This is a genomic window from Mesorhizobium sp. 8, assembly GCF_006351905.1.
GTDB lineage: Bacteria > Pseudomonadota > Alphaproteobacteria > Rhizobiales > Rhizobiaceae > Mesorhizobium > Mesorhizobium composti.
The window spans coordinates 4006164-4028927 of record NZ_CP040914.1 but is presented as its reverse complement, the minus strand read 5'-3'; the positions used below and the strand labels follow the sequence as shown (position 1 = coordinate 4028927).

Here is a 22764-nt window from a genome sequence, read left to right as displayed (position 1 = left end):
CAGCCGCGCCAGCGGCAGGTTGCCGCTGGACCACGATCTCTGAACGGCTACACTGCATAGCCAGTTCCGCCGGTGACATTTCTCGTTGCCGCTGGACCACGATCTCTGAACGGCTACACTCAGCCGCCGTGATACGCCATCGGTTGGAATGTTGCCGCTGGACCACGATCTCTGAACGGCTACACTGATCCACGCGGCGACGTGCCGAGTGAATGGGTTGCCGCTGGACCACGATCTCTGAACGGCTACACTCAGAGGCGAATTGGTCCGCGACCCGATGGAGTTGCCGCTGGACCACGATCTCTGAACGGCTACACTCATCGGCAGCAGCGGCGGCAGCGGCAGCGGGTTGCCGCTGGACCACGATCTCTGAACGGCTACACTGCGAAGTGCGGCGAAGCCGCTTCGGATACGGTTGCCGCTGGACCACGATCTCTGAACGGCTACACTGGAATACGATGACTTTGACTGGGTGTTCCAGTTGCCGCTGGACCACGATCTCTGAACGGCTACACTATACGAGCGGTGCGGCCCGAGGACCGCACAGTTGCCGCTGGACCACGATCTCTGAACGGCTACACTTTTGCCGGCTTCGTCCGGCGGACGTCCGGGTTGCCGCTGGACCACGATCTCTGAACGGCTACACTGGTCAAGATGGTGTCGGAAATGACCGCCGGGTTGCCGCTGGACCACGATCTCTGAACGGCTACACTCCTCGACCGCATCGGCGATCAGCAGCGCGTGTTGCCGCTGGACCACGATCTCTGAACGGCTACACTGCGGTCATCCGCCGAGGGCGCGGCCGGCGAGTTGCCGCTGGACCACGATCTCTGAACGGCTACACTTGGCGATTTCACCGCGCGCTGCAACGTCGTGTTGCCGCTGGACCACGATCTCTGAACGGCTACACTACAATCCGGAACAGATGATTGCGCTTTGCGGTTGCCGCTGGACCACGATCTCTGAACGGCTACACTGTCGACCGGGATTACGTTGCTCCCCTCTGGGTTGCCGCTGGACCACGATCTCTGAACGGCTACACTGGGCGCGCATTCAGATACGTCGCGCGTCGTGTTGCCGCTGGACCACGATCTCTGAACGGCTACACTGATAGACTTGGCGTTGATAAGCCCCGCAAGGTTGCCGCTGGACCACGATCTCTGAACGGCTACACTCATGCGTAGTATTCCCACCATGCGCTATCGGTTGCCGCTGGACCACGATCTCTGAACGGCTACACTCCTATGCCGGTTGGCGCCATGCTGGGAACGGTTGCCGCTGGACCACGATCTCTGAACGGCTACACTTTTCGCACAACATTGCGCAGGCTTTTTCTGGTTGCCGCTGGACCACGATCTCTGAACGGCTACACTAAGCCGATTCAGCTTTTGCCATTCCAGCAAGTTGCCGCTGGACCACGATCTCTGAACGGCTACACTGCGGATGAACCCATGGAAGTCGAAATCGCAGTTGCCGCTGGACCACGATCTCTGAACGGCTACACTTCAGGAAATTACGCAGCGCCTGCATTTCGCGTTGCCGCTGGACCACGATCTCTGAACGGCTACACTTGCAGGAAGGTCGCATCGTCAATCCAGAAGGTTGCCGCTGGACCACGATCTCTGAACGGCTACACTTCACCGGCCTGAATGCTGAACGGCACATCGGTTGCCGCTGGACCACGATCTCTGAACGGCTACACTAGATTTATCGCGACGGTGCGGAAAGGATGGGTTGCCGCTGGACCACGATCTCTGAACGGCTACACTGCCGTCATAGCCCTGCACGACCCACGAAACGTTGCCGCTGGACCACGATCTCTGAACGGCTACACTTCCGTGCAGGTTAATCGCGTACCAGCCGTCGTTGCCGCTGGACCACGATCTCTGAACGGCTACACTCGGTTGTTGCCGCTGGCATGCGGATGGTGGGTTGCCGCTGGACCACGATCTCTGAACGGCTACACTGAATGGGGCATCCGGGTAAGTGACAGTCACGTTGCCGCTGGACCACGATCTCTGAACGGCTACACTCCAACCCGTGCAGGCGACGTGGGGCATCATGTTGCCGCTGGACCACGATCTCTGAACGGCTACACTTTGCCCATCCCGCCCAGCGGTCGTCGCTCTGTTGCCGCTGGACCACGATCTCTGAACGGCTACACTTACGGCCGAGGCGATCAAGTCGCAGATCCTGTTGCCGCTGGACCACGATCTCTGAACGGCTACACTTCCATATCGTTCGGACCGCCCTGGTCTAGGGTTGCCGCTGGACCACGATCTCTGAACGGCTACACTGTCGCCGCCTCCGCCCTGCGCGTCGCTCTCGTTGCCGCTGGACCACGATCTCTGAACGGCTACACTTTCGTCAGTCGCGTTGAAGTCCGACCCGTTGTTGCCGCTGGACCACGATCTCTGAACGGCTACACTCCCTGAGCAGGTATCTTGTTGAAAACCAATGAGATACCTGCTTCAGCAGGTAGTGGAAAAGCGCTGAAGCTTCAAAAAAGAGCAAGCTGATCGGGGTTTTTTCTCGGCTTCCTGCGTCGCTGACCCGAGAATCGGACGATGTTTTCATATTGCTTGTCCGTAAACGTAAGGACATGAACATCTCCACGGTCCGGCAGATGGTCCTCGATCCGCCGCATGTAAGTCTCGAATTGTTCCTTGCCGTTGCAGAACCGAGCATAGACTGAAAACTGACTCTTTTCGAAGCCCTGGTCGAGCAGGAACTGGCGAAATTTGGTGGCGGCCTTGCTTTGCGCCTTCGTCATTACCGGTAGGTCGAACATGACGAAAATCCACATCAGTCGATATCCGCTAAGTTGAGTGGCGCTCACGTGACTACGGCTCCCAGCCCGGCGAGTTCGATCGCCGAGGGAGGGCGCGGCGGCGCAAGGTTGGACGCCTTGCCCGTCTCGAAGCTGCGCGCCAGCGATTGACTTAGATACGTTGCCGCCATCGTGACGGTGGTGGTTCCGTCTTCCCCTGGCAGGTCGAGCGCGATCAGGCCCGCATAGGCGCGTTTTGCGTCGGAGGACACTTCTGAACATCCCTTGGCGGCAAGCTTCACGGTTACCAGGTCGACCAATGGCCGAAACGGCTCGATGAGATCGTCTGCCAGTGCGAACGCGTTGCCGCGATTGGCGTGGTGGATGCCGATGGACGGATGCAGCCCTGCCGCGACCACCGAGCGCGCAACGAGCGAACGCAGCACGGTGTAGCCGTAGTTGAGCAAGGCGTTGACACCCTCCGCCGAGCGATCACGGCGAAATTCTTCCCCCATAAGCAACGGCCAGTAGCGCCGCGCCGCCTGTGCCTCGATATTGTCGGGATCACCGGAGCGCACCCGCCGGGCGAGCATGGCGAAAGCGCCGGATTCGATGCCCTGCGCCTCCAGTACCGCCGCCTGCCAGCGGATCTTGGCGACCACGATCTCGCGCCAGAGTTGCTTGGCGAGAGGCTTGCCGGCATCCCATTGCGCGCGCATACGCGCGTTCTGCCCGTGATGCCCGTCGAGCGGCAGACAGACGGCGACCGGCGCATGATTGGCGCCACACAGCACCAGCAACGCACCGCGTTCCGCGAGCGCCACTACCAGATTGGTTGTCCAGGTCACGCCATGGGCATGGATGATAACCGCGGCAACGTCGTCGAGAGGAATGCGGCCGACCTCCGCGCGATCCTCGCTGACGACGAGAAAGCCTCGATGCGCTGAAAGATGACGGCCGTCGGTGGCGATGTCGATAATCCGTTCCATCGCATGCGACGTCCTACTCGGCAGCCGCGCGCTTGGAAGGCCTTCGCCGCGCCGCCTTGCGCGCGGGAAATCCCGGATCGGAAACGCGGCCCAGTTCGTCCACCCGCACCTGCCTGGCCCTGGCGCGCTTCAAGCCGCCTGGTGTTGGTGAGAAATACTTGAAGGGATCAATATCGGTCGAGACTGCGTCCCTTTTCTTAAGATCGCCGGCTTCTTGAGGCTCGGCCAAGGTGATTTGCCCATTTTGTCCGAACTTGACGACGCGGACCAACTTCCTTGTTCCCCCATCCTGCTCGATCGCCAATACATCGTCCTGATGCAGCGAAAGCACCTTCTTCGCGATCGGATTCTCCTTCCTGATCTTCGATGTCCAGCCCGGCTTATGCGCGTCGAACATCGATACCACTTCCGCCTGCCACTTGCCGTCCTTCATTTCCCAGACGTCATAGCGGTAGTTGGAATCGCCCTTGTAGCCCTTGTAGGCGCGGCCGCTGCGGTCGCGGATGGGGATGACCGAAAGCGGCTCGATGACGCGCGCCCTTCGGACCCGACGAAACTGAAGCGGGCCGAGTTCCGGGAACTTGCGCAGCCTTGCCTCGAAATCCTTGCCGTCGAGGCCGAAGGTCCATTCGTGCAGGGCCGCGCGCAGGTCGGCGTCACGCAAGGCATCAATGTCGGCGGTCTTTTTCAGCGCATGGAACGGAATACGGTGGACGACGAGGTCGTTGCCTTTCTCGTCTTTTTCGCCGGTCAGGCCATAGGCGGTTTCGTTGTGCAGGCGTCCCGCCGTTGCGTCATGGCCCTTTGGCAAACCGGCCTTGGAGGCTGTGCCGTGATCCGGGCGATGGCTGACGACGATGGTGCGAACGACGTCGCGCACGTCGTCGCTGAAATCCTCCCACGGCTCGGCAAGGTCGGCCGTCACGCGGTTGGCGGCCTCATGCCCGCGCAGGCCCGCTTCGCGCGCGATCTTCATCAGCAGCCGCCTGTCGGTCACGCCGATCACGACCGCATCGACGGCGTGATGGCGATGGTCCTTGCGGTTCTTCGGCTGGTCGGCGCCGCCGCCGAAATTGTGATCCGGCAGCGCGCTGTTCAGGCCCCAGCTTCGACGCAGCATCTCCGTCAGCCGGCCGGGCGAAACCCAGACATGGCCGCTGCCCTCGCCGGAGCCCGGATAGAGCGAACTCAGATATTCCCGCGCCAGGCGCGACAGATACTGCGTGTCGACCAACTGACGTGCGATGAAGCCGCCCTGGGCGTCGAAACGCGACATGGCGTCCGGCTCGAAGCGCCAGCGCTTTTCGCGCGGCAGCCGCGCGGCGCGTGCGGCAATGTCCTCCCAATCGTCCCGGTGTCCGAAGGCTTCGTAGGGCGAGCGTTTGCGCTTTTCGCGGTTCGCTTCGCGCATGCACAGAAGCCGGTTGCCGTTGGAATCGTCGAGCGTGGCGCTGAACGGCAAAATATGATCGACCTCCACCGCGCCCGAGAACAGCATGTCGACCGAAATTAGCTTGCCGGTGTAGACGCAGCGCCGGTCGAGCACATTGCCGGGATTGAGTTCTTCCCACAGCTTCAGCAGCGCGCGGTTGGCGCCCTTGTCGGCAATGCCGATCTCACCGAGCTTTTCGGACCGCTTGACCGCAGCCTCGCGGTTCTGCCGGTTTTTGGCGTTGATCTCGCGCTTGCGCTCCTCGTCGAGCTTCAGTTCGCGCGCGAGTTCGATGGCGATCTGCTCCGGCGGGCCGTAGCGCTTGATCAACCGGTTCAGCACGCGGCGAAGCTGGTTGAGGCCGATATGCACGGTGGGATTGGTCAGCCGGCCAACCCGCTGCTCCTCCGGATCGGCCGGATCGCCGGTGCCGGGCATGATGTGTCGCTCCAGCACGGCGCCGTAATAGGGCAGTTCGTCCAGCACTTCGCCGGTTCGGAAATCCGAATGATGGCCGAGCCCGGCTTTCTCCACCGCCTCGCTGTAGACGACGACCGCCGCTTTCAGCGCCGCGATCAGCTTCTTCGTCGCCGTCTCGCCGAAACGGCCGAAGCCTTCCGGCAGGCGGGCGCCAGCGGTGGCGTGGGCCTGCTCAGGGGTGAGCTTGTGCGTCTCCTCCAGCCAGGCGACCAGCATCGCCTCGTCCTCGTCGCTTTCCTGTTCGCGGATGTGCGAGACGACCTCCCATTGCGCTTCGTCGGATAGATGCTGCCAAAGCGTGCCGAAGCGCGTCTTAGCGCCGAGTTCGGCTGCGACCTCGTCGCCCTTGAGCTCCTTGCGGTTCTCGCCCTCTTTGTTGAACCGCGCATCGGGATCGAGCTTCAACGCCTTGCGCAGCGTCTCGAACGAGACGGCTTTCTTGTCCTTCAGCTTGAGATAGAGGACCTCGCGCTGCTGCAGCTTCAGCGACGCCGGGTTCGCGCCGGCGGTAACGATCCTCAGCGCATTGATCTCCTCCAAAAGTCGCCGGCGCTGGAACAGCGGATGCGCCTTCGGCAGACGCGGCTCGCCAGGAACCAGCGTGCAGGTGCCGATCTTCGGCTCCTTCAGCGGCCGCTGGTGGAAGATGATCTCGAAGAAGCGTTTTTCGTTCTCGGGCGTCAGCGTCTCGGGATAGTATTGCGCCTGCCGCTGCCAGATGAGATTGAACTCCTCCTCCAGCATCTGGCGGTCGGGATAGAAATCGTAGCCGTCGCCGCGCGCGCCTTCGCCCGTCTCGGGCCGAAGCCGCGTGCGCACGCTCGCAATCGCGTTGGGATCGGACGAGGCCGCGCGCAGGCCGTGCAGGTAGTCGCCAAAAGTCTCGGCGCCGGCATCGCGCATGGCCTCGTGCAGCCGGGCCACGCCCACCCGGATCTTGCCGCTGTCATCGTTCTTGCCGCGATCGGCCTTCCTGTTGCTTTTGAAGCCGCGCCGCTGGTTGAGGTGGAACAGCGCGCGCCCGAGATGGTGCAACGGCAGTTTTTCCCGCAATGCCCTGGCGCGCAGTTCGAACGGGTCGAGCCCCTCCAGCGCCTTGCGCTCCACCTCGGCGGCCGACAGGAAACCGGCTTCGGTCAGGTACTTGAGAAGCGCCGCCTGTCTCTGCTTGAAACGATCGCGGCGGCGGCGCATGGCGCGCGCGGCGCGCCGGTCGAAGGCGAGCGAGGCGCCTGATTTCGGGTCGCGACCGTCGCTGAAGATGCGTGCCCCGGCGGTGACTATGCCGATAGGCGAGTCGTCTTCGTTCAGTTCGATGACTGCCCAGCCAAGTGAATTCGTGCCGAGATCGGCCCCAAGCCTCCAGCGCATGATACCCGCCCTGATTGTTTTGCCCCACGACATCCTACCGCAGGATGCTGAACGGTCAAATTATAGGACACAAAATTTAAGCTGTCAAAATTCCCTACTAAGCATTTGACGTTCAGGAAACACCCTGATATCCCCAGACGCAATGTGATTTGGGTCGGGGTCCAAACTCGACCGGGCAACGGGTCCAAACCTTGCCACGCGGGTGCGCACTCGCCTTATTGCAGATGGCACTATGGTTTGGGACACTGTGTTTGCATTCTCCCATTGCTTAGTAGTTGCCGCTGGACCATATCTCCTTCCGCTTGACGGCCGTCCATCAGCCGTTATTGTATCGTTTCAGAGATCGTGGTCTGGCGGTTAACAAGCAGCCAGTCTGCACCAGATAAGGGCGGCGCTCCGGCGCCGCCTTTTTCGTCTGGCGTGACGCCGGCGTGGGCTGCGAGTTCCTCCGACAGCGATTTCGTTGTCTGGGAGGGACGTAGGGCTCGCAGGCGATCTTCGTTCGAAAATCGACCAGGTGTGGAATGCCTTCTGGGCTGGCGGCACCGCCGAGGCAGGCTCGTCTGGCAAAGGAGAAAGCAGGACCTGCGATTGCCACCACAAAGGTCATGTCGCGCCGGAACAAATGCGGCTGAGAATGAAACGTGGCGGACACCTTTGTTCCCTCGTCATCGCTCCCCGTGCGCCAAAGTGAATAGAAATCGAACGGGAGACGCCAGCAACCCGTGTTCGTTTGGAATCCGGCATCCGCAACCGCCGCTTTCACCCCATGGAAGCGTCACTCTTGGTTACGCCGGGCGTTTCGGCCTTTTGCCTTTCGGTTTGCCGGAAGCGTGATGCTCAGCCGAACCGCCCTTGCGGTGCGGCTTCCTGAACGGCTTCTGGTCGAGCTTTCCGTCTTTGCGGAACTTCGGCCTCGCCCGCCACGATGCCTTGCGCCCCTCCGCGGCAGGCTCGATGACGATACCCCGCTCGATGCCGCCCGGTCGCTTGATCTGCTCGGCGAAACCGGCCGCCTTGTCGGCGGCGACCTCGAAGCGGGTTTCGGTGTCGTCGATCCTGATTGAGCCGACGTCGCGCTTCGACACGCCGCCGGCCTTGCAGATCATCGGCAGCAGCCACTTCGGGTCGGCGCGCTGCTTGCGACCGAGCGACAGCGTGAACCAGACGCCGCCCTCCATATCGGGCTTGCGCGCCTCGCGCGTTGGCGGCGCGCCGTGCTCGCCTTCGGTCCGCCTGTCGCGTTTGGGCTTTCTCGCCTGCATGTCGGCGACAGGCAGCGGAGAAAGGTCCTCCGGCATCGGTCGCGCCGCTAGTTGTTGGCGCAGGAAGGTGGCGGCGATACGCTCCGGCGTTGCCGTCGCGAGCAGTTCAGCCACGAACGTCGCTTCCGCTCCGTCTGGTTCGGCGGCCGCAAGGGCAGTGTCGAGGATCTGCCTGCGGTAACGTGCCTCGATCTCGGCTATGCCGGGAGCGGCCCGCACAGCGGCCGAAAGCTTGGCGAGTGCCAACACGCGCTGGGCGGCGCCGCGCCTGTGCTCGGGCACGATGAGCACGCAAATCCCCTTGCGTCCGGCTCGTCCCGTCCGGCCCGAACGGTGGAGCAGCGTCGCGGGGTTGCTCGGTACGTCCGCATGGATCACCAGGTCGAGATTCGGCAGGTCGATGCCGCGCGCTGCGACGTCGGTCGCTACACAGACATGCGCGCGGCCGTCCCGCATGGCCTGCAGGGCGTTTGATCGCTCGGACTGTGCCATCTCGCCCGACAATGAGACGACGGAGAAGCCGCGGTTGGCCAGCCGCGCGGTCAGGTGCCGCACCGCCTCGCGCGTATGGCAGAACACCAGCGCGCCGCCGCTGTCGGAATCGAGTAGCGCATTGATGACGGCATGTTCGCGTTCGTCGCGCCGCACCAGCATCATCTGGTATTCGATGTCGGCGTGCTGTTCGGTGGAAGCGGTCGCCGTGATGCGCACCGCGTCCCTCTGGAAATTCCCGGCCAGTTCCGCGATGCCGCGCGGCACCGTCGCCGAGAACAGCAGCGTCCGGCGCCCGGCCGGTGCAGCGCCGAGGATGAATTCGAGATCCTCGCGGAAACCGAGGTCAAGCATCTCGTCGGCTTCGTCCAGCACCACGGCGCGAATCACGCCAAGGTCCAACGCGCCCTTGGTGATGTGGTCACGCAACCGTCCCGGCGTACCGACGACAAGATGCGCACCACGCTCCAGCGCACGACGCTCCTTGCGCATGTCCATGCCGCCGACGCAGGTCGCGGTCTCGATTTGCGTTGCCGCGTAGAGCCAGTCGAGTTCCCGCCGCACCTGGATCGCCAGTTCGCGTGTCGGCGCGATGACCAGCCCGAGCGGTCGCCCCGCCGCTTCGAATTGTTCCGCGTTGCCGAGCAGCGTCGAGGCGATCGCGATGCCGAAGGCAACCGTCTTGCCCGAGCCGGTCTGCGCCGAGACCAGAAGGTCGGCCTCGCCATGGCCGCCGTTGGCCATCTCCGTCTGGACCGGCGTCAACTGGCTGTAACCCTTCGCCGCCAGGGCGGAAGCCAGGGCAGGATGGATGGTGGTCGGCAGGGATGCTGCGTCGTCGGTCGGCGTCATGATTGCGGTCTCTGTTTCGCAAGCCGCTTACCACGGCAGCCGTCCAGGCACCTAATGACCTTCGTTGGTGCAATCACAAGAGCCTTTGTCGCCGGCACAACGACCAGGAAGCGTGGACGCTAGGGATTTCCCAAGAGTCCGCACTTCCTAGAACCTGACGCTGAGATCAGCCTTGAACCCGTTCTGCGTGACGCCGCTGCCGAACTGGCCCTGATAGGCGAAGCCGAGGGTCGCGGTCTCGCTGAGGTCAAGATCAAGCCCGGCCTGGACGAGTGCTGCGTCCTTTGCAATCGGCACGCCGGCGACGGTGAAAGCGTCGCCGGCGGCAAAGGCATGGGTGGAGATCGGCGTCAGGTTGCCGAAGGCATGGCGCCAGCCGAGCGTGCCGCGCGCCGTCGCCTTGATGCCGCCGAGATCGAAGGCCGAAGACAGATGAAGCCCGAGCGTGGTGAAAGTAGTCTCTGTGGTCTCGCCACGGACAGTCAGCGCCGCTGCACCACCCTTTTCGGTGAAGCCGTCTGTGGTGAGATTGACATAGGCAAGATTGGCGAAGGGCTCGAGGGAGGTCGCGCCTATGCCGATCTTATAGCCGGCCTCGCCGAAGGCCTGGAAGGTGCCGGCGCTATAGTCTCCCGTCAGGCTGTCGCGGAAACCGGGAAAGGCGACCGAACGGCCCGTCTCGATGTCGTGCCATGTATAGGCAAGGCCTCCGCTCAAGCGCAGCGCATCCCACCTGCCGCTCGCATAGAGGCCGAGATGGTAATTGTCGCTGGAGCCGGAAGAGGCTCGGGCGTCGACGTCGAAGGTGGAATGGCTGTAGCCGGCGAGGAAGCCGAGGCGGGCGCCCGAAGCGACCTCACCGTCGATGCCGGCGAGGAAGCCTCCGGTGGCGGTGTCCATCGCGGCCGCGTTTCCGTCGCCGTCGAAGGAGCCCCATGAGCCGAAGGCGTGGCCCCAGGCGACCGGGCCGACACTGTCCGGCGCGACGAGACGCCGACCGCCCTCGCCATAAGCCATGACCGGCATGGTGGATGCAGACAGATCGCCGAAGGCCGAGCGGATGCGGTCGTTCACCGCATCGCGGACGAAATGGCTGTCCTCGATCAAGGCCGACTTGGCGGAGGCGTATATCTCGCCCGACAGCGCATCGAGCGCGACACGGGCACTCCCGGCATCGGGAAGGGCTGCGACCGCGTCATAGACGGGATTGCCGCCGCCGGTGCTTTCCAGGCCGTTGCCGGTCGAGCACTGGTTGAAGGTCATCGCCACGTCGCAAAAGGCCACCCCGTTGCGCGCGGCGTCGATGTAGACGTGGTTGGCGTCATAGGCGAGCGCGAGGTCGACGAAGGGCATGTTCTGGTCGAGCGCATCGAAGGTTCCCGTCACTCCGCCGCCAGCGCCGACAATGGTCCAACGGCTGCCCGGCGTATAGATTCCGGCCGCCTTGAGCGCATGGACGGTGCCGCCGGCGATCGTCGCCTTGCCTGAGGCGTCGATCAGATCGCCGCCGTGCGCCGGATTGATCTCTGCCAGATAGGTCGAGCCGGCGTCGAAAGCGATGTCGCCCTTGACGGTCAGCGTGCCGATCGAATTGCCCGGCGCGATCGTGCCGCCGGACGCGACCGTCGTCGATCCGACGGTGCCGATGCCGCCGAGCGTGCCGCCCTTGTTGACCCGGACGCCGCCGGCGAGGCTCGCCGTCGCGTGGCCGGCGTCACCGACCACGAGCTTGCCGTCAGTGATCGTGGTCAGCCCCGTATAGGTGTTCATCCCGTTCAGTGTCAGCGTGCCCGTACCCGTCTTGATGAGCGAACCGCCAGTGCCGTCCGTTCCGTCCTCGATGGTGCCGCCGATGGTGTCGTCCTTGCCGAGCCCGCCCAGCGTCAGGGCTTTCGAGCCGAGAACGACCTCGCCGTCGCTCGACAGCGAACCGATGCCGATGCCGCTGGAGGTCAGGTCGGAAATGTCGATCAACCCGCCGGCTTTGCCCACGACGGTGGCGTCATCCGCCGTAGTGTCGCCGTGGAACCGGATCAAGCCATCGGCCATGCTGGTGAGCGTTGCGGTGCCGGCCGTGGCAGTGTCGTAGAAGTCGATCGTTCCGTTATTCTTGGCCGTAATGTCGGCATTGCCTGCGGACGAGTGGGCATTGAACGAGGTTCCGCCGAAATCGTTCACGATCGTCGCGCTTCCGGCGGCGGCGCTATCGTAGAAATTGATATAGCCTTGCGTATTGGCGATCGTTGCCGTTCCCGCCGAAGAAGCATCGTTGAAGCGTATGGTCGAGTGATCGCCCAGCGTGATGGCGAGGTTCCCGGCGCTGGTGTTGTCGTCGATGAAGGCGAGCGCAGCGCCATCCTTCACGTCCACGGCGCCGGTGCCGAGCGCGCCGGTGGCGGCCGCCGTGAGCTGTCCCTGCGAGATCGTGGTGCCTCCGTCATAGCTGTTGGCGTTCGACAGCGTCAGTACACCAGTTCCAGCCTTGGTCAGGCTGCCTGCGCCGGAGATCATACCGTTCAGCGCCAGGTCGGCATCGGCCTGGAACGTGCCGCCGCCCGCGTCCAGCGTGACGTCACGTGCAGTCGCCAGGGCTGCCGTGTTCCGCAGCGTACCGCCACCGAAGGTCAGGTCGCCGGACGCATCGCCAAGATTGGCGTTAGAGGAGACGGAAAGCGTGCCGCCAAGAAGTTGCGTGCCCCCAGTGTAAGTGTTGATGCCCGTCAAGGTCAGCTTTCTGCCGGCGCTGTCGAACAGCAGGCTGCCGCCGCCCGAAATGACGTTGGAGATCGTCGCATCCCCGCTCGTGACGAATTCGAGATCTCCAGCGGCAACATTGATGCCGCCCGTCATCTGAGATGTTACGCCGGACAAGCTTATAACATTCGAACCGCTTGTGAGATTCACGGCAAAGCCGTTGCTGGCCGCGCCCGCGCCTATACCACCCGAAACGCTGCCGGTTGCACCCATCGTAATTGTCAGGCCGGCGCCTTCGATGCCGACCCCGCCCGCGCCGCCGAGGGCGACATCCGCACTCCCACCCTTGCCTCCGTCACCGCCGGCCACGGCGGCGTTAACGTTGATCGAACCGCCGCCCCGAAACACGATGCCCGCGCCACCCGCACCGCCGAAGGCGTCGCTGCTATCAGCACCGCGGCCATTCCCGCCATTTCCGCCCGCGCCGCCGGTCACATCGGCATCGACTACGCCTTGGCTTTCCGTGCCGAAAAAGACGCCCATGCCGCCCATGCCGCCAGCACCAGCGATGCCGCCGCTGGTGCTGCGGCTATCGCCGCCATTGCCGCCCAAGCCCCCGGTTATCGTCCCGCGGTTGGTCAACTGACCATCGTCGATAGTAACGCCGGCACCGCCCGCGCCACCGATGCCGCCATCGCCGCTGATGCCGGTACCGCCGGTACCGCCGGTGCTGCCGTAGATCGTGCCGTTGTTGATCAGTGCGCCGGACCCGAGAGCGACACCGATGCCACCCAAGCCACCGTTGCCGCCACTATCGTCGCCGGCGCCGGCGGCGGCGGCGGTTCCGGCACTGATGATGTTGTTGTTGGTCAGCGTGCCGGAGCCGAGAACGACGCCATTTCCGCCGTTGCCGCCGTTGCCGCCAATGACGCCTCCGGTGCCAATGCTCCCGATCTGGCCGTAGATCGTGCCGTCATTGACCAGGTCGCCGGAACCCAGCCAGATGCCGTTTCCGCCAATGCCGCCATTCCCTCCGTTGCCGCCAGCGCCTGCGGCACCGCCCCATCCGGCAATACCGCCCTCCACGAAACCGTCGGCAATCTCGAGTGACTGAAGGCTGTCGATATGCAGCCCATCACCGCCCCAGCCTCCGTCGCCGCCATCGGCCCCCACGACACCATTGGCGCCATTGGCGCCATCGCCGCCGTTAATGTGCCCGTCTCCGATGACCGTCATCTGCAACCCTCCCGGATCGAAGGGGAGGGTCACAGTGCGCCCGTCTCCGCCTGGGATATCGCCATCCTGGGCCTTGAGGGCAAAGCCGCCGGTATCGATGGTTATCGAATGACTGATGGTCGGGAGCGTGGCGGGATCGAGCGTAATATTGTCCGTCAGCGTGATCGTCGAGGTGGGGTCGATATCCGCATTCGCGTCTTGAATCGCCTGCCGCAGGCTGACGTCGTCATTGGCGGCGAACTCGCCTGCCGACGCAGCGCCCGTCCCGACGCCCAATCCAGATACGATAAAGAAAATCGCCACAGTTCCGCTCAGCGCGGTCGAGCACAGAAGCGCCAGCGTGCGCGCCTGCGGGTGGAATTTGCGTCTCGAGACGACCGGCATGAGGCCCCCGCATGTCTGTGCCGGCCATCGGATGGCCCGCGGCAATGCGGCGGCAAGCGACACGAAGCTCGCCGGCGATGCCCCTCGTGGCTTCGCAGGCCAGCTTCCCTCCAGCCCTTTGCGCGCATGGCGGCGCGCGCCACCATGCGGAAAGAGCCACCGCATCAAGTCCCGACAAGTGTAATGTCGGGACGCGCGGCCATTCCACCGATCAATTCCACTGAATTCTGACCAATTCTTGCAAGAGCCGGCAACGCTTGCGCACCCGTCCAACACCTGCAAAATTCGGTTTCGAATCTGCTTGGGGTCGTGGCTGGGGGCCCGGTGTGAAAGCGCGGGGATGCTTGATCTCAGAACCGTACTGGTTGTCGCGTTGGCGACGGCGAGCTTGCAGGCGGTCGCCTGGATATTCGTGTGGCGGGCGTGGAGCCATCTCTACGAACTCAAATTCCTGGCGGCAGGTTTCGCGGCCATAGCTGTCGGCCTTCTCCTGATGATCGTGCGTGGCGCTGAGCCTGCTGCCTTGGCCGTCATCCTGCACAACACTGTCATCAAGCTGGGTCTCGTGCTGCTTGCCGAAGGCCTTGCCCGCTTCCTGGGGCAGCCGCGCTACACCTGGATCGGTATCTCTCTGCTGATCTTCCAGGTCGTCACCTGGAGCGCCGCCGTCGTCTTCGACCCCGGCAACCTCGCCATCCGCATCCACACCTCGACTTTCTTCACCGTGGTCATGATGTCGGTGATGTGCCTCGGCCTTGTCCGCGACCGGACGCAGCCGCCGCTGCTGCGCTGGGTCACCGTCGCCGTCCTCGCCGAATACATGATCGCCAGCCTCGCCCAGAGCCTCATCGAATTCCGGCTGCCGGTCGACTTCCAGAGCGCCCCCGTGCTCGCCGACCGGAACGCCTGGTATCTGCTGCAAGGCACGCTGTTCCTGATCGCCTTCTTTGCCTGCATGCTCTTCATGGTCAGTTCGCGGTTGTCGGCCGACCTGCGGGAGAAAAATGAGGCGCTGATGCGGGAAGTCGAGGAACGGCGGCGGCTGGAAAGCCAGTTGAACGAAAGCCTCGAAGCCGAGCGGGCGCTGCGCGACGAGCAGGCGGATTTCATGCGCGTCGTCAGCCATGAATTCCGCACGCCGCTGGCGGTGATCCGCAACGCGGTCGAAATGATCGGCCTTGTCGGCGACAGATCCCCGCAAGCGACACGCGAGCGGCTCTCCGGCATCGGCGAGGCGCTCGACCGCCTGTTTTCCCTCATCAACCGCTTCATGACGGTTGATCGCGAAAGCGGTTTTCAGCCGCAGGCGACGCGGATCGGCGCGCTGGTCGCCGACGTGCGGCTGCATTTCGATATGACGGCCCATGGCGACCGCCTGCGCTTCAGGGTGGAAGACGACGCGGTTTGCTTTCATGTCGATCCCGACATGCTCGCGACCGTCATCATCAACCTGATCGACAACGCCCTCAAATATTCGCCCGACGGCGCGCCCGTCTTCATCGACGTCGGCAAGGCCCACGGGTTCTTCATGGTCGAGGTCAGGGATCACGGCATAGGCATCCCCGACGCCGAGCGCGGTCGGATCGGCCGGCGCTTCTTCCGGGCCTCCAACGCCAAGGCGGTCGCCGGCACCGGCCTCGGGCTCTACACGGCACGCCGGCTGCTCGCCTATCACGGCGGCACATTGCAACTCGTTCCCAACAGCCGGCCCAACGGCCACATCAACGGTCGGCTCAATGGCCGCCCCGAGAGCCCGCACGGAACAGTGGCCATCGTTCGCGTGCCGCTGTCGGCGAACGCCGCCCGGCAGGCCCGGCCGGCAGAGGAGGCAATGGTTTGACCCATGTCCTGATCGTCGAGGACGAACCCCGGCTGCGCACGGATCTGGCCGACTTCCTGGAGCTGAAGGACTTTAAGACGACGGGCGTCGCGACGGCGCGGGACATGCGGCGCGTCCTTGCCGGGGACAACGCGCCTTCGGTCGTCATCCTCGACGTCGGGCTGCCGGACGGAAACGGCTTCGACCTTGCCGGGGAAATCCGGCGGTCGCATTCCTGCGGCATCATCATGCTGACGGCGCTCGGCGATAGCGACGACCGCATCCGCGGCTTCGAGAGCGGCGCCGACATCTATCTCGTCAAGGACAGCACCTTGCGCGAGGTCGAGGCCGCGATCCGCAGCCTGCTGCGGCGAACCGGGAACCCGCCTCACACAACGACCGACCACGACGACCAATGGATACTGGACAGCACGAGCTGGACGCTGACTGCTCCCAATCAGCATGCGCTCAAGCTGACCGCGACGGAATTCGCCTTCATGAACGTGTTATGCAAATGCTGCGGCGAGGTATGCCAGCGCGAAAGGTTGATGGAGATGCTCACACGCCCCAAGTCCAGCTTCGATAATCGGCACCTTGATGCCGTCGTCAGCCGTTTGCGCCGCAAGATCGAGCTTCATTCAAAACTGCCGGCCCCAATCAAGGCGGTTTACGGTGTCGGATACACATTCACGGCGATTGCCACCGTGCAATAAGCATCCATCTAACGGCAGCCCCCGGTTTCCCGGAATTGCGTCATCTTGCAACCATGGGTCAGCATGCTGGCCGATCATGGGAACCGACATTCCGATCGAGATCGTGCAAGGCACATACGTCACGTTGTGGAAACCCACTGCTGAAAAAGATCAAGCACGCGTCAACCCTCTGAAAATTCCCCCGGCCCTGCCTATCAGCTCGGTTTGCGCGAAGCGCTGAAGCACTGCTTCAGGCTCCGCATGTTTCGAGTTGCGGTGCTTTTTCGCGGCCACCGATGAGCACTATGCCGAAGCCCGCAACCGCCAGCAGGCCGCCGGCGATCGGAATGGCCGCATAGCCGAGGCCCATGCCGATGACCGCCGCGCCGATCGCGGCGCCCAGCGCGTTGCCGAGGTTGAAGGCCCCGACATTGATGGAGGAAGCCAGCCCCGGCGCGTCCGAGGCCGCCTGCATCACCCGCATCTGTACGGGCGGAACGATCGCGAAGGCCGCCGCACCCCAGAAGAGCAGGCCGATGGCCGCCCCCGCATGGCTGGCGAATGCCAGCGGCAGGACGAGCATGATCGCGGCCAGCGCAGCGAGGAATATCTTGGTGGCACCGTCAAGAGACCAGTCGGCCAGCCGCCCGCCCAGAAGGTTGCCGATGGTGAAGCCCGTACCTATCAGCACCAGCCCCAGTGTCACGAAGCCGGCGGAGGCGCCTGTCAGCGTCGCCAGTGTCGGGGCGACATAGGTGTAGAGCGTGAACATGGCGCCCGCGCCCATGACGGTGGTGGCCATGGCAAGCAGCACGGCGGGCCGGGCAAGCACGAGAAGTTCGCGCTTCACGTCGGGCATGGCGCCGCGCTCGCCCTTCGGCAGGGCAGTCCACAGCGCCGCGATCGCGGCGATGCCGATCAGCGCCGTCCCGGCGAAGGCCATCCGCCAGCCGATCTGCTGGCCGACCCAGGTGGCCGCCGGCACGCCGCCGATATTGGCGATGGTCAGCCCCATGAACATGGCGGCCACCGCACTTGCCTGCTTTTCCTTCGGCACCACGCTCGCCGCCACCACCGCGCCGAGGCCGAAGAAGGCACCATGGTTGAGACTGGTGACCAGCCGGGCGACCAGCAGCGTGAAGTAGCCCGGCGCCATTGCCGACATGAGGTTGCCGACGGTGAAGATGCCCATCAGCAACATCAGCGCCGTGCGCTTGCCGAAACGGCTGAAGGCGAGCGTCATGATCGGCGCTCCGACCATGACGCCGATCGCATAGGCGCTGATGAGAAGCCCTGCCGTCGGGATCGACACATCGACGCCCTTGGCGATGACGGGGAGAAGTCCCATCGGCGAGAATTCGGTCGTGCCGATGCCGAATGCGCCGATCGCAAGAGCGAGAAGCGCCCAGCGGGCATCGGAGGATGTTCCGGCCGGTGCGACCGCTGACGTCTGTACGTCCATGATGAAGGCTCCTCAAGGCATTCCGCGGCGAGGCGGGATCGCCTCGCGATGTGAATGCGGCTAAAACGATTGCATTGTGCGTGCTCCGGGCCGGCCGCTGCCTGCCTTCAGGCAGGCCTCAGGCGTCCCACTCCGGCGCGAGGCCGGCGGGGCTGACGATCCGGCCATCCGGCCTGGCCAGCTTGGCTATGGCGGCCATGTCGGCCTCGTCCAAGACGAAATCGAAGATCGCGATGTTCTCCCTGACCCGCTCGGGCTTGGCGGTCTTGGAGAGCGCGATATGACCCTGCTGCACCAGCCAGCGCAGACCGACCTGCGCGGCGCTCTTGCCGTATTTGGCGCCGATCTCTTGCAGCACCGGGTCCTTCGGCACCGCGCCGTCGGCCATACCGTAATAAGCGGTGAGAACGACACCCGCTGCTTTCGCCGCGGCGGCAAGCCTATGCTGGGGCAAATAGGGATGCAGTTCGACCTGGTTGGTCACGATGGGTGTTCTGGAACGCTCGACCGATTCCCGCATCTGCGCGATGTTCTGGTTGGAGACGCCGACGAACTTGGTCTTGCCGGCGGCCTGCACGGCGTCCAGCATCTCGATCTGCGCCGCGACCGGCACCTTGTCGGCCGGCCAATGCAGGAGAAGCAGGTCGACTTGGTCCACTTTCAGCTTGTCGAGGCTCTCGTCGACCGAGGCCGCGAAGCTGTCGGGGCTGTACTTGTCGACCCAGACTTTCGTGGTCAGGAACAGGTCGCCACGGCGGGCGCCGGCACGGGCAAATGCTCGGCCGAGCGCGGCTTCGTTGCCGTAGATCTGCGCGGTGTCGAAATGGCTAAAGCCCGCTTCGAGCGCGGCCGGAATGACACGCTCCACCTCTTCCTCCGACATGCGGAACACACCAAAGCCGAGGGCGGGGATGGTCGCGCCGTGCGCGGTAACGGTTTGCATCAAAATCTCCTTCTGGAAGCGTCCAGTTCGCGTACGCCTCCAAAAGCCGCATTTCACTTTCGGGAGACATACTTCGTTCGTGGGCATGAAATAGGGCATCGCCCGGAACTTGATAATCCGCCCGGTTTCCACTTCATCTGTGAAACGAAATCAAAGATAATACAGCGATGGACAATCGTGCAGGCGAGATGCAGGTGTTCCTGCGGGTGGTGGAGGCGGGCAACTTTTCCGAGGCAGCACGCTTGCTGCGTATGACGCCATCGACGGTCAGCAAGCTCGTTTCGCGCATCGAGACCCGGCTCGGCGTTCGCCTCATCGAACGATCCACAAGACGGCTGTCGCTGACAGCGGAGGGGCAGATCTACTACGAACGCAGCCAGGCCCTGTTGCAGGACCTGGACGAGGTCGAGCGGGAACTGGCGCAGGGGGCCACGACGACCGGCGGCACGGTGCGGGTCAATATCTCCGTCGCGCTGGGCGTGCTGGGGTTGGAACCGATCTTGCCGGATTTCTGGCGCACCTATCCCAACGTCACGGTCGACCTTTCGCTGTCGGACGAGATCGTCGACCTCTATCTCGACCGCACCGACATCGCGTTCCGGGTAGGCCCCCTGCCCGATTCCGGCATGGTCGCGCGCCGGATCGGCGTGGCGCGGCGCAAGATCGTGGCTTCGCCCGCCTATCTCGAACAGCATGGCATCCCGCGCACTGTCGACGATCTTGCGCGACACAATTGCCTGGGTTTCAACTTCCGGCGTGCCGCCCCGGTCTGGCCGATCAAGGAAAGCGGGCGCATCGTCGACCGCGCGGTGAAGGGCTCGCTGCTGGCCAACAACGGCGAGACGGTACGCCGCATGGCGCTCGCGGGCGTTGGGCTCGCGCGCATGGGCGACTATCACGTGCGGGCCGATCTTGCCTCCGGGCTGCTGGTGGAGGTACTGGCCGACGTGATCGCGTCGGACGAGGAGCAGATACACGCCGTCTTCCTCGGGGGAGCAAGGATGCCGCAGCGCGTGCGCGTGTTCCTCGATTTCGTCGTGCCGCGGCTGCAGCAGTTCCTTGACGGCAGCACGCCCGAAAGGGATGGCTGATGAGAGGTCGCCGGCGATCCGCTTACTGTTGACCTGATCGCCGCGATGTTCTTCCGGAGGGAGTGCATGCCGGACTCTTTGCGTCGTAACCCGACCACAGCCACCTGACTGCCGGAGGCCAGATAGGGAAGAGCTGACGATCACGCCATCTCGGTCGCCAAAGCCACTTCGGTATGACGATGCGGGAGCGGTTTCTCAGCCGATGCCGCGATCAGGTGGCGGTTTTGAAGGCCACCATCGACAGATATCCTTCGTGGCACGGAGGTTCGTCACGTCCCCGCCGGGTAGCCGAGCTGCCAGGGCGCTATACGGAACGCGCCATCTTGTCCCGATGGCGGTGTAGTCCCTGCGGCGTAGATGGGCGTTGTGCCGATCCTTCGAGATGTAGCGTTCGAACTTGTCACCGAGGTGATACGACGAACCGTCGCCACAACAGCAGGAAATTCGGAATTTTTACTTTTGTAGGCAGGAATCGGATGGTTTCCCCGAACTCCTCGTGTCTCCTGACGGTTCATCGACGGAGACGCCAATAGCGATGCAGATCGACACCACACCCACATTGCCGGCTGCTTTCCAGCGAGTGGCCTGGTCCAATCTCTTTGCTCAGTTTTCCGAGCAGATCGCCCTGGCAGCGGCCCCTCTCGTCGCCGTGTTGTTGCTGTCGGCTGGACCGGCAGAAACCGGATGGTTGCAAACCGCGCAAACCTTGCCCTTCCTGCTGTTGTCCATCCCAGCCGGGCTGCTGGTCGATCGCGCGTCCCGCCGTATGCTGATGGTGGGATGCGAAGCATTGCGTGCCATTTCCTTGATGGCGATTCTTTGTCTGCTTGCCACCGGGGCGCTCAATCTGCCGCTTCTTGCCGTTCTCGGCTTTCTCGGAGCCATAGGAACCGTTTGCTACAGCGTCGCTGCGCCGGCTTTGATCCCGTCGATCGTGCCACGCGCCCGGCTCGGGGACGCCAACCGCTGGTTGGAACTGGCCCGCAGCCCTGCATACGCAGCAGGACCAGCATTGGGAGGGGCAATCGTAGGGTGGGCCGGAGCGTCAACGGCCTATGTTCTTGCTGCCGGTCTTTCCATTCTTGCGGTCATGCTCTTGCGCGGTTTGCCGACTGAAGACGGATTAAGCCGAGCGATGAAGCGCAACCTGCTTCTCGACCTGAAGGAAGGAGCGGCATTCGTTGCCTCGCACGACCTGTTGCGGCCGATCATCATCACGGCCGTATTTTTCAATACGGCCTGGTTCGTTCTGCAGGCGATATTCGTCGCCTATGCAGTCCAGAATCTCGGCCTGTCACCAACCGAGGTGGGCTTCACCCTTGGAACCTATGGCGTGGGCATGGTCATCGGCGCGCTCCTTGCGCCTCTCGCGGCGCGAAGCTTCTCTTTCGGCATCGTGATCGTGACAGGTCCGCTCTTCGGTTTCTGCGCCGCCCTGGTGATGTTGCTCACAGCCTGGGTCCAGAGCGCTTTCCTACCCGCGTTGAGTTTTTTCCTGTTTGGCATGGGACCAATGCTCTGGACGATATCCACCACCACCTTGCGGCAGGCCGTCACGCCTCATTCCATGCTGGGGCGGGTATCTGCCCTGATCATGACCGCCACAGCCGGCGCGAGGCCTGTTGGGGCCGTCCTGGGCGCCATTGTCGCGTCTCGGTTCGGAGTAGAGGCTTGTTTGATGGTGGCTGCCGTAGGGTTCCTGATTCAACTGCTTGCCATCTGTGCTTCCAGGGTGCCGAGCCTGAGGGAATTGCCGGCGTGAGGCGTCTGAGCCCGACGCCATCGACCAAGCCCCGTCACCAGCTGCATTTCGCGGCCGTCGTCATAGGGCAACGCCCCTGACTGGATTCCTTCTTGCACATCTCACTAACTAGTATATTAGATATATTAGTTAGTGAGATCGTGACCTTTCCCGATGTCGAGCGGAGTTGACGATGAAGCGCATGCCCCGCCTGGCGGGTCGTCCCGGCGGCGCCCCGCAGCCCGCCACGCGGAGGGCCCCGGAATGAGCGAAGCCGCCGCAGCCGGGCGTGAGGGACGCGGCCGACACGCGCTCGCCGGCGGCCGCGCCGGCGAGCCCAACAGGCCGGCGACCGCCGCCTCGCTGATCCATGCGAAACTGCGCGACGACATCATTTCCATGCGCCGCGCGCCGGGCGAGCCGATCGTCGAGAAGGAGATCGTCGAAGCCTACGGCGTGAGCCGTACGCCGGTGCGCGAGGCGCTGCTGCGGCTGGCGAACGAAAAGCTTGTCGACATTTTCCCGCAATCGGGCACCTTCGTTGCCCATATCCCGCTGCGCGCGTTACCCGAAGCGATCGTCATCCGCACCTCACTCGAGGAGACGGCGGCGCGTCTTGCTGCCGGCCGCGCCAGCCGCAGCCAGGTCATCGGCCTCCATGCCGTCATCGAGAAAATGCGCGAAAGCGAGGTCGCGGGCGACCGGGAAGCCTTCCATCAGGCAGACGAGCGTTTTCACGCCGCGGTCGCCGAGATGGCCGGCTATCCGGGCATCTGGGCGGTCGTTCAGCAGGTCAAGGTGCAGGTCGACCGCTACCGACGCCTGACGCTGCCGCAGGAGGGCCGGATGCTGCGCGTCATCGAAGAGCATACGGCCATCGCCAGAGCGATCGAGGCGCGTGACCCGGTCGCCGCCGCCGCGCTCATGAACGGGCATCTGAGCACGCTCATCACCGATATCGGCGACATCAAGGACCTCAACCCCGACTATTTCGTCGACGCCCCGGCGCCAGCGCGCGGGGCGTGACGGTCGGATCATTTCTGGAGCAGTC

Annotated in this window: 12 protein-coding genes and 1 CRISPR repeat array; of the genes, 5 read left to right on the top strand and 7 right to left on the bottom strand. The window is 63.8% G+C overall.

Features of this window, described 5'->3' with window-relative positions:
* Positions 1-18: 18 nt before the first annotated feature.
* Positions 19-2429: direct repeats of the CRISPR family, unit length 36 nt; unit sequence GTTGCCGCTGGACCACGATCTCTGAACGGCTACACT.
* 71 nt (positions 2430-2500) lie between these two features.
* The 5 genes from cas2 to FGU64_RS23765 form a co-directional block, all read right to left on the bottom strand.
* Positions 2501-2806: a CRISPR-associated endonuclease Cas2 gene (gene cas2, locus FGU64_RS19420; protein ID WP_136358651.1), complete on the bottom strand. Its 306-nt coding sequence runs from the start codon at positions 2804-2806 to the stop codon at positions 2501-2503.
* A 29-nt stretch (positions 2807-2835) separates the two neighbouring features.
* Positions 2836-3759: a type II CRISPR-associated endonuclease Cas1 gene (gene cas1 / locus FGU64_RS19415; protein ID WP_139954647.1), complete on the bottom strand. Its 924-nt coding sequence runs from the start codon at positions 3757-3759 to the stop codon at positions 2836-2838.
* Between the two features lie 13 nt (positions 3760-3772).
* Positions 3773-7042 (bottom strand): type II CRISPR RNA-guided endonuclease Cas9, encoded by a 3270-nt coding sequence (gene cas9, locus FGU64_RS19410; RefSeq protein WP_139954646.1) that lies wholly within the window; start codon positions 7040-7042, stop codon positions 3773-3775.
* Between the two features lie 788 nt (positions 7043-7830).
* Positions 7831-9651, bottom strand: a complete 1821-nt coding sequence (locus FGU64_RS19405) for a DEAD/DEAH box helicase (protein ID WP_139954645.1) — start codon at positions 9649-9651, stop codon at positions 7831-7833.
* A gap of 147 nt (positions 9652-9798) precedes the next feature.
* A complete protein-coding gene (locus FGU64_RS23765; RefSeq protein WP_139954644.1) occupies positions 9799-13965 on the bottom strand; it encodes an autotransporter domain-containing protein in 4167 nt (1388 codons plus the stop codon).
* Between the two features lie 340 nt (positions 13966-14305).
* On the opposite strand from FGU64_RS23765, the gene FGU64_RS19395 reads away from it, so the two are divergent.
* Positions 14306-15805, top strand: a complete 1500-nt coding sequence (locus FGU64_RS19395; protein WP_139954643.1) for an ATP-binding protein — start codon at positions 14306-14308, stop codon at positions 15803-15805.
* Positions 15802-16497 carry a response regulator transcription factor gene (locus FGU64_RS19390; RefSeq protein ID WP_139954642.1) on the top strand — a complete coding sequence of 232 codons (696 nt, stop codon included), beginning with the start codon at positions 15802-15804 and terminating at the stop codon, positions 16495-16497. The genes FGU64_RS19395 and FGU64_RS19390 overlap by 4 nt, the downstream gene beginning before the upstream one ends.
* A gap of 229 nt (positions 16498-16726) precedes the next feature.
* Here FGU64_RS19390 and FGU64_RS19385 read toward each other — a convergent pair whose 3' ends face one another.
* Both FGU64_RS19385 and FGU64_RS19380 read right to left on the bottom strand, forming a co-directional pair.
* Positions 16727-17938, bottom strand: coding sequence for an MFS transporter (locus FGU64_RS19385; RefSeq protein ID WP_139954641.1), 1212 nt, complete (start codon positions 17936-17938; stop codon positions 16727-16729).
* A gap of 118 nt (positions 17939-18056) precedes the next feature.
* Positions 18057-18881, bottom strand: a complete 825-nt coding sequence (locus FGU64_RS19380; protein WP_139954640.1) for an aldo/keto reductase — start codon at positions 18879-18881, stop codon at positions 18057-18059.
* A gap of 167 nt (positions 18882-19048) precedes the next feature.
* Here FGU64_RS19380 and FGU64_RS19375 point away from each other — a divergent pair, with 167 nt between their 5' ends.
* The 3 genes from FGU64_RS19375 to FGU64_RS19365 all read left to right on the top strand — a co-directional run bounded on the left by FGU64_RS19375 (position 19049) and on the right by FGU64_RS19365 (position 22739).
* Positions 19049-19972 (top strand): LysR family transcriptional regulator, encoded by a 924-nt coding sequence (locus FGU64_RS19375; RefSeq protein ID WP_139954639.1) that lies wholly within the window; start codon positions 19049-19051, stop codon positions 19970-19972.
* A gap of 535 nt (positions 19973-20507) precedes the next feature.
* A complete protein-coding gene (locus FGU64_RS19370) occupies positions 20508-21734 on the top strand; it encodes an MFS transporter (RefSeq protein ID WP_139954638.1) in 1227 nt (408 codons plus the stop codon).
* A 243-nt stretch (positions 21735-21977) separates the two neighbouring features.
* Positions 21978-22739 (top strand): GntR family transcriptional regulator, encoded by a 762-nt coding sequence (locus FGU64_RS19365; RefSeq protein WP_139954637.1) that lies wholly within the window; start codon positions 21978-21980, stop codon positions 22737-22739.
* Positions 22740-22764 lie beyond the last annotated feature (25 nt).